The organism is Telluria sp. GW821-FHT07G12, assembly GCF_059418525.1.
On the sequence record NZ_JBWKQA010000019.1, the window covers coordinates 1 to 7,409 of the forward strand.

General features: G+C 56.3%; 10 protein-coding genes. All 10 read left to right on the forward strand.

Annotation, left to right across the window (positions count from 1 at the left end):
- The first annotated feature begins 231 nt into the window (after nucleotides 1-231).
- The 10 genes from AC07PE_RS27025 (at nucleotide 232) to AC07PE_RS27070 (ending at nucleotide 7,302) form a co-directional block, all read left to right on the forward strand.
- Nucleotides 232-906, forward strand: coding sequence for a hypothetical protein (locus tag AC07PE_RS27025; RefSeq protein WP_498770426.1), 675 nt, complete (start codon nucleotides 232-234; stop codon nucleotides 904-906).
- A 103-nt stretch (nucleotides 907-1,009) separates the two neighbouring features.
- Nucleotides 1,010-1,531 carry a hypothetical protein gene (locus AC07PE_RS27030; protein ID WP_498770428.1) on the forward strand — a complete coding sequence of 174 codons (522 nt, stop codon included), beginning with the start codon at nucleotides 1,010-1,012 and terminating at the stop codon, nucleotides 1,529-1,531.
- 358 nt (nucleotides 1,532-1,889) lie between these two features.
- Nucleotides 1,890-2,165, forward strand: a complete 276-nt coding sequence (locus tag AC07PE_RS27035; RefSeq protein ID WP_498770444.1) for a DUF2185 domain-containing protein — start codon at nucleotides 1,890-1,892, stop codon at nucleotides 2,163-2,165.
- 134 nt (nucleotides 2,166-2,299) lie between these two features.
- The gene (locus AC07PE_RS27040) at nucleotides 2,300-2,785 is read left to right on the forward strand and encodes a DMP19 family protein (RefSeq protein WP_498770430.1); all 486 of its coding nucleotides are present in this window, start codon (nucleotides 2,300-2,302) and stop codon (nucleotides 2,783-2,785) included.
- A gap of 162 nt (nucleotides 2,786-2,947) precedes the next feature.
- Nucleotides 2,948-3,709 carry an SEL1-like repeat protein gene (locus AC07PE_RS27045; protein ID WP_498770432.1) on the forward strand — a complete coding sequence of 254 codons (762 nt, stop codon included), beginning with the start codon at nucleotides 2,948-2,950 and terminating at the stop codon, nucleotides 3,707-3,709.
- Nucleotides 3,710-3,817: 108 nt separating this feature from the next.
- Nucleotides 3,818-4,111, forward strand: coding sequence for a hypothetical protein (locus AC07PE_RS27050; protein WP_498770434.1), 294 nt, complete (start codon nucleotides 3,818-3,820; stop codon nucleotides 4,109-4,111).
- A gap of 350 nt (nucleotides 4,112-4,461) precedes the next feature.
- Entirely contained in the window at nucleotides 4,462-5,247 is a 786-nt protein-coding gene (locus AC07PE_RS27055) for an NAD-dependent epimerase/dehydratase family protein (RefSeq protein WP_498770436.1), read from the forward strand.
- Nucleotides 5,248-5,254: 7 nt separating this feature from the next.
- Complete coding sequence (locus AC07PE_RS27060) at nucleotides 5,255-5,551, forward strand: hypothetical protein (protein WP_498770438.1); 297 nt, start codon at nucleotides 5,255-5,257, stop codon at nucleotides 5,549-5,551.
- The gene (locus AC07PE_RS27065; protein ID WP_498770440.1) at nucleotides 5,548-6,564 is read left to right on the forward strand and encodes an AraC family transcriptional regulator; all 1,017 of its coding nucleotides are present in this window, start codon (nucleotides 5,548-5,550) and stop codon (nucleotides 6,562-6,564) included. Before AC07PE_RS27060 ends, AC07PE_RS27065 begins: the two co-directional genes overlap by 4 nt.
- A gap of 291 nt (nucleotides 6,565-6,855) precedes the next feature.
- Nucleotides 6,856-7,302, forward strand: coding sequence for a hypothetical protein (locus AC07PE_RS27070; RefSeq protein ID WP_498770442.1), 447 nt, complete (start codon nucleotides 6,856-6,858; stop codon nucleotides 7,300-7,302).
- The last annotated feature ends 107 nt before the right edge of the window (nucleotides 7,303-7,409 follow it).

Genomic DNA, 7,409 nt, shown 5'->3' on the forward strand with positions numbered 1-7,409 from the left:
TGATGTCCCATCATCACGGCCTCCGTCTTCGCGCTTTACCTAGATAACGGTAGGCGTTGACAGAGCTGGCATCAAGGAGAGTTTTTCAACGGAATAGGTCGTAAGCGGACGCAACAGTACGTCCGGAATCGGCCAGGAGCGGTCGTTCGATGAGCGGCAATTTCACCCATTGGTAGATGGCCTGTAGAATCAGTAGCGCAGGAAATTAATTCAAACAAGCAGGCACGTCAGGTGTACAACGTCGAGAAGAACGGAGAGAGCGATCGCATCGTAAAGCAACGGATTGCGCGCCGAGACCTATTGCTGCCTAGCCAGCCGAAGGTCTCGCGACTAGACGCGCTAGTCACGCAGCTTTTGAAGCTTCAGCTATGGTTTTGCGGTGCTGTTCTAGTGCTGGGGTCTGTATTTCCGACCGGGGCACGACTCTTGGCAGCTGCCGTGTCACCGATTGCCGGGATTGTCTTTTTAATTTATCCGACTTACCCGCTTCAGGACGGGCCGCTTGGGGCAAGCTTTTACCAGTCAGTGATCGGCGAGACTTTTGTTATGGCATTCGTCATCTTGTGCGCGTATCAGACGGTCTACATTGCTCGGTATTGGAGGTATCCGTGGCGCTTCAACGAATTCTATATGGAGCAGCTTGGCGTGCGACGTAGCATTTTGTCTGCAGTCGTCACCGGGACGATCACTACGGCAGTCGCCTTCCTCTTCGGTGCCATTCTATGCCACTGGTATGGGTTTACTGATTTCGAATCTAGTACCGTAGCAGGTAAACCTTACCAACTGGCACTATGGTGCTACATGATGCCGGCTGCCGCTTTGGCATTCGTTTTAGCCTTTTCGTTGGCAGTGTCGTCAGCGGCGGCGGCCATAAGAAGACTGTTTCTGTGCGGAGTCGAAAGTTGAAACTACTGACGGTCTGCAAGCGGCCAAAAGCGGGCAGTCAGATTATTCGTTCATGCACAGTGCTCGGCCTGATGGAATTCCATATAGGTTTGGAGAAAATTCGATGGAGCCAAAGCTCGAACGAAGTAACAAGGAGAAGATTTTGCGGAGGGTGGCCAAGCTATTGGCGCCTTCAGGTTTCAAACGAAGCAAACCAACCTTTTACACGCGTATCCGGCTGCCCGTGATCGAATTCGTTCACATCCATAAATTCTCGTTCACACCAAGCTTCCGGCTACATGTTGGGATTCGAGTCGTCAACGATCCTTTCAGAGCGGTTGCGCTCAATGGCCCTAGTTCGGATGAGTTCCAAGGGGTAGCTTCTGGGTTCGCGTCGAAACGCTTATACAACTTTGATTATGATGAGTCAGACAATTCGGTGGAACGTTGTGCCCTCGACATCAGCAACTTCGTTGCCGGGGCGGGAGAAGCTTGGTTCGACTCGAACCGCGACCTAGAACAGCTTGCTATCTCTCCTGGTTCGCCACTGTCGAGTGATGCACGTGCAGCATTAACCCGCGCGTTGGCCGGAGAGATTGAAGACAATTTCGTCGCGCAGACTCGGAGTGAGTTAAACGCACCGTAGTTCCTGATACCCGTGCTCTTCTGCAGGGCCGTACACTCATCGGAATGTGGCTGTTGCCTGTGCAACGGCAGCTTTGGGTCGACAGTAGCCTGCCGTGAGAGTCAGTGAGCTTTCCGCTTGTGCAAGGTGCTATGCTGCACTCAACAGCCGAGATGAGCCAACAGCGGGCACGTCAGTCAACTGATAAAACTTCCAACCTTATAGTCCTATGCACCGAAGAATCTTCTTGGCTGTTTGCGCGCTGTTTGTGTCTGGCCCTGCTTTGTCCTTGGATAAGCGAAACGAGTCTGGTACGTCGATAACTCGACCGAAGAACTTCCTCTTGCCGAGCCAGGCAATTCGCAAACTCATACAACCAATGGGGGGCGCGTTTGCTACAGACAGAATTACAGTGGATGGTCAGAAAATCGGCTACATGTACAGGGAAATCGCGCGAAGACAGGAGGATAGTGGCTGGCGATTCTTTGCTGGCGACGAAGACAAAGCTTACATTGATGACCTAAGCCATACCGAAATTTACGCAGTGAATACAGTGGCGAACTACGATGCCGACATCATCCCGTATCTGGAAACTGCAGCACCTTGCGCATTCGAGAAAATTCCTGGGACGAACAAGTATAGGCGAGTTCAGTGATCACCTTGCCGACTAGTTCTCAAGAAATGCCATTGACCTGTGCCCGGTTTGGGTGGGAAGTGGACGTAGCTATATGTCCACTGTCGGCCAGGAGCGGACGTCGGCAAATCGATTTTTTCATGGAGCGAAGCAATATGCGGTTTTCTGACGTTCTTCAGCAGGAAGATCCCGCTTATGCGATCTTCACATCAGCTTTGGAAACCGCTTTTGACCCTGATGATGCGGTAAACGAACATATTGACCGCCTATCGCCCGAGGCCAGACTGGTGTATTTGGTTTGGTGTCTAGACGGTGAGATTCATAACGGCGGCTTTGACCAGTTTTTTTACAACTCTCTCGGCGATCACTGGTCGGACCTGCTGATCCACCTAGACACCATCGGTGCCGTAACCACGAAGAGGTTGCTTACTCAAGCTATCTCCATCTTCTCTAACTCTGCTCCATCAGCAAATCGCCAAGAACGACTCGAACAACTCAACAGATTGGATGATGCTGAAGTCGAAGCTTTGCTGTCCGGCCTGGATGAGGAATTTTGGCGATACGAGGATGACCTTGCTCAGCGAGTCAGTGACTTCGTGATGAAGCATCCCAACGCGACCATCACTGTCGGCGGCGACTAGTACACTTCGCGAAATTTTTAGGCAAGCGCCATCTTGTCGACGTCTGCTTCGGTCGATAGCAGGCGCTACAACGGGTCCGCTGTCGGCCATGAGCCGACATTCACGCCCGGTGCGGGCCGCAGGCTTTTTGAAATAATGTGCATCGCCATTCACGGAGCGAGTATGCCAGTGCGATCGAAACTGCTTGGGCTAATCTTGGTAAGTGTCGTGTCATTTCCGGCTTTCGGAAACCCGGATCTTGCGTACGAAAACTGGTTGATCCGCGTCGGCGATTACGAAACGCTTGCCCATGCCTGGCGCCCTGACGCCTGGTTGGGAGACGCAGAAAAGCAGGAGCGCCTCGCTGGGTTGTATCTCGGTCCGCATGCGCGGCAAGTAAAAGCCAGACCTTACGAAGGTATTCATTTTCTGTTTCGAGCAGCAGTCAATGGACGAAGTACGGCGATGCATCGTCTCGGTGACGCATTCATAAAGGGGGCGTTTGGGCTCAGCAAGCGTCCTGATGCAGCACGATGTTGGTCTGGTGCGCCTGCAAGTTTTGAAAGGCGCCTCGCTTGCGTCAAGCTGAGCGATTTTCGTGACCCTCAGGCGCGTGTTACCTGCACCGAGTTGGCGATCATGGAAGCCCAGGAGCACCCAGACACGCGTGACGGGGCGGCTATGGCAAGGCTCTGTCTAGCAAACAAGACCCCTGCCATCCTGGTGCCAGGGTTACCGCCGGGTCAGCGGGATCTGGACCGTGAAAGTGCATATAAGCGGCACGGTATTGAATGGTGCATCACTGGGGACGTCTACGATAAAGAGTTCGAGACTTTCCGGGGAGAGTTCAACCAGACTATCTTTAATGCCCTCGAAGCGGAGCATGGACGCGGTTATTTGGAGCGGCTGTCAAAGGAAATCGATACATCCGTGTCCCGCAAATAGAAGTTTGGCCTATCTCCGCTACGTAAGGTCCGCAATGGGTCGTTTGCAGACGTCCAAGTAGGTCCGCAATTGGCGGTAGCGGCCATTGCTTTGCGCCACAAGGAAAATATGAGTTACGAAGTAGTAGACTCAATTATCGATGCCTGGGCATTGAGGCACGGTTTTACGTTGTGTCGCGAATTTGGAGGTCGCCCGGCTAGATTTGTCTATTTGTCCAGCAGCTATGAGTGCTGTCAGATTTCGATTGAACCACCTGTACTAGGTGAGGTGCTTATCCACGCTCGTGATATAGAAACATTTGAGGACGAAGAAATGCACATGGACTGGAAGGTGTTCACCTTAGAACTGGAACATGCACTTGAAAATGCTGTCTTGGCGGTCAAACAATGGTTTGATCGCTAAGTCGGCAGCTGGTCATTGTTTACGACCGTCCGAAACGGGTCGGTTCCGGCCGGTCCTGACCGTTCGTGACATTTCCGCTCAGGCAACCTGCTATGCTGACCCGAACGGCCGAGATCGGCCAAAAGCGGACATCGGCCATACAAAAGATTTCGGGTCTCGAGGCGACAAATACACTGCCATCGTTTTGATCCGGAAGCGCCAAGTCGCATGGGTGCGCTAGCAGCGATCACTGCCGGTGATCTGGCGCGGTTTGCATGCGAATTGGCGCGATTGGGTTCATTGATCCGCAAGGAGTCACGTGAGAATGCTTCATCTGCCCAGCGCAGCAACCCAATCTCAACGAGGCTTCCATGCTTACTTTCGACCGCAGCAAACCCGTCCTGGTCACCGGCGCCACCGGCTACATTGCCGGCTGGATCGTTAAGCGTCTTCTGGAACACGGGCTCACCGTGCATGCCACCGTGCGCGATCCGGCCGATACTGCCAGGCTGGCGCACCTGACGCGCATGGCTGCTGGCTTGCCGGGCGAGCTGCGCCTGTTCCGGGCCGACCTGCTCGTTCCCGGCTCCTATGACGAGGCGTCGCGCGACTGCACGGTCGTGTTTCATACCGCCTCGCCCTTCAAGTTAGACGTGCGCGATCCCGCTGCCGAGCTGGTGGCGCCGGCGCTGGAGGGCACCCGCAACGTGCTGGGCGCTGCCTCCAGGGCTGGCACGGGGCGGCGCGTGGTCCTGACCAGCAGTTGCGCAGCCATGTACGGCGACGCGGCCGACCTTGCGCAGGCCCCCGGCGGTGTCCTGACAGAAGCAGTCTGGAACTCCAGCTCGTCGTTGCGCCATGTGCCGTATTCCTACTCCAAGACGGTCGCTGAGCGTGCGGCTTGGGACATCGCGGCGAAGCAGTCGCAATGGCGGTTAGTGGTAGTCAACCCAAGCCTGGTGTTCGGACCTGGCCTGGCGCCCGAGAGCAGCTCGGAGAGTTTCAAGCTCTTGCAGCAGTTGGGGGGGCGGGCGCCTAAAGGCCGGCGTGCCGGACCTGCGCTTCGGCGCGGTCGACGTGCGCGACGTGGCGGAAGCCCATCTGCGCGCCGCCTTCCTGCCTACGGCCGAAGGCCGCCACATAGTTTCCGGGCATAATACGTCGTTGCTGGAAATGGCCGATGCGCTTAGACCCGCTTACGGCGCCTATCCGTTGCCGCGCCGACTGCTGCCCAAATGGTTAGTATGGCTGGCGGGCCCCTTGGCCGACCGCAACACCACGCGGCGCTTCGTGGCGCGCAATGTCGGCTGGCCCTGGAAGGCCGATAACGGTAAGAGCGTGCGCACACTGGGGCTGTCGTTTCGGCCCCTGCGCACCACGGTCGCCGACATGTTCCAGCAGATGATCGACGACGGACGTATCCCGGCCCAGGCCGGCGTGACACGGGCATTGAGCACATGAGTAGACAAGCCAACGACTTTCAGGTGCAACCCGGGTGGCGGTTGATCCTCGCCGACATGGGGATGAATCCAGGCGATGTGCTCATCGCGGCCGGGCTGCCGGCCGACCTGTTTGCACGCGCGGGGGCGCGCGTGTCGGCGTCCCAGTACTTTGCGGTCTGGCGCGCCGTCGAAGCCCTTGCGGATGGCCAGCCGGTGCCGCTGCGCGTCGGCAAGGCGATCTCGGTCGAAGCCTTTGATCCCGCCATCTTCGCCAGCCTATGCAGCCCCAATTTGAACACGGCCCTGCAACGCCTGGCCGCGTTCAAGCGCTTGATCGGTCCGATTCGCCTGGACGTTGAGGCTGACGCGCGCCAGACTGCATTGACGATCACCTGCCTCGGTACCGATGAGGAGGTACCGGCCAACATGGCGCTCACAGAGCTGGTCTTCTTCGTTCAGCTTGCCAGGCTGGGCACGCGTCAGCACGTGGTTCCGCTCAAGGTGGAAACGCCGCATACTGCCGACAATGCTGCGCCGTACCAGGCGTTTTTCGGCATTATGCCCAGCAGCGGGCCGCACATCCGTGCCGTTTTCCGTGCCGAAGACGGCGTCGCACCTTTTCTTACGTCCAACCCCGCGATGTGGTCGTTCTTCGAACCCGGACTGCGTGAGAGCCTAGCCAGTTTGAATGGCGCAGCCGCCATCGCCGAACGCGTTCGCGCGGCGCTGCTCGAGGCCCTGCCTGCGGGCGAGTTCTCGGTGGACGACCTCGCGCGCAAACTGGCCGTCAGCAAGCGTACCCTGCAACGCCAACTGAGCGAAGCTGGCAGCAGTTATTCGCTGGTGCTCGACAGCACACGCGCAGACCTGGCCCGCCATTACCTGCGCAGCAAGACCGTGGCCAATGGTGAGATCGCTTTCCTATTGGGCTTTGAGGAAGTAAATTCCTTCATCCGCGCATTCAGAGGCTGGACCGGCGTGACACCCCAGGCCTACCAGCGACAAGCTGCCCAGGCCCTGGTGGCCGCTTGAGAATCCGTGCTGGTAAGGGCACGGGAAGCCGTGCTCGCGCAAGGCATCCTCAAGGTCGGATTGGGACAAGCGGCAACTGCGCACGACCTTGACGATGAACACCCCGTCGTGGCCGATCAGGACGGCGCTCCCGGCCACCATTTTCTCGAAGCTGGCGTTGCGTGAACTCAGCAGGGCTACCACCTGCTATGCTGAGACGAACGGCCGGGTTCGGCCAGAAGCGGCCGTTGACGGCAGTCATCATCGACTTGAAATACGGCTGAGCGGCTTTTCCGAAAAGGAATGATTCGAATGGCAATAGGAAGGTTCGTTATCGCACTGGGCGTGGCGCTCTGCCTATCGCTCGCTGTTGCTAGCATGTATGCATTCTATCACTCTGATGATAATCGGCCAATCGTCGGTAAGCATATCGATGTTGCCTCTCCAGATGGGAAATGGATAGCTACGCTAGAAGAAGTCGACAATGGTCTTGGCTTCGGGCAGGGAATGCTATATGACGAAGTTCATATTCGCCGTCCGAATGAGATAATAGCCAGTCATGGCGACACTGCGGAATCAGCCGTTTTTTACATTGATGCAATGGGCGAGTCGAGCGAAAGCCCATTTTTAAAATGGCATGATGCCACGCACGTCGTCATTGCCTATAACAACCAAATAAGCGAAAGCGGACGCGTAGGGAAGAGCCTTACTAGCTTCCATGAAATTTCAATCGAGTACGAAGCGAAGCTACAAAGGTAATTACTGCCCCATGAACCGAATGTCGGCTTAGGGTCTATTGTGTTGAAAAACTCTTGGGCAAGCAGCAGTCCTTGATGAAGTAACTGTACAGGAAGGACGAGCGGCTG

Bases quoted from the DNA above. Each gene is read 5' to 3' on its own strand.
- AC07PE_RS27045 (WP_498770432.1), top strand. From the start codon at position 2,948: ATGCCAGTGCGATCGAAACTGCTTGGGCTAATCTTGGTAAGTGTCGTG.
- AC07PE_RS27070 (WP_498770442.1), top strand. From the start codon at position 6,856: ATGGCAATAGGAAGGTTCGTTATCGCACTGGGCGTGGCGCTCTGCCTA.
- AC07PE_RS27050 (WP_498770434.1), top strand. From the start codon at position 3,818: ATGAGTTACGAAGTAGTAGACTCAATTATCGATGCCTGGGCATTGAGG.
- AC07PE_RS27030 (WP_498770428.1), top strand. From the start codon at position 1,010: ATGGAGCCAAAGCTCGAACGAAGTAACAAGGAGAAGATTTTGCGGAGG.
- AC07PE_RS27035 (WP_498770444.1), top strand. From the start codon at position 1,890: ATGGGGGGCGCGTTTGCTACAGACAGAATTACAGTGGATGGTCAGAAA.
- AC07PE_RS27055 (WP_498770436.1), top strand. From the start codon at position 4,462: ATGCTTACTTTCGACCGCAGCAAACCCGTCCTGGTCACCGGCGCCACC.
- AC07PE_RS27040 (WP_498770430.1), top strand. From the start codon at position 2,300: ATGCGGTTTTCTGACGTTCTTCAGCAGGAAGATCCCGCTTATGCGATC.
- AC07PE_RS27065 (WP_498770440.1), top strand. From the start codon at position 5,548: ATGAGTAGACAAGCCAACGACTTTCAGGTGCAACCCGGGTGGCGGTTG.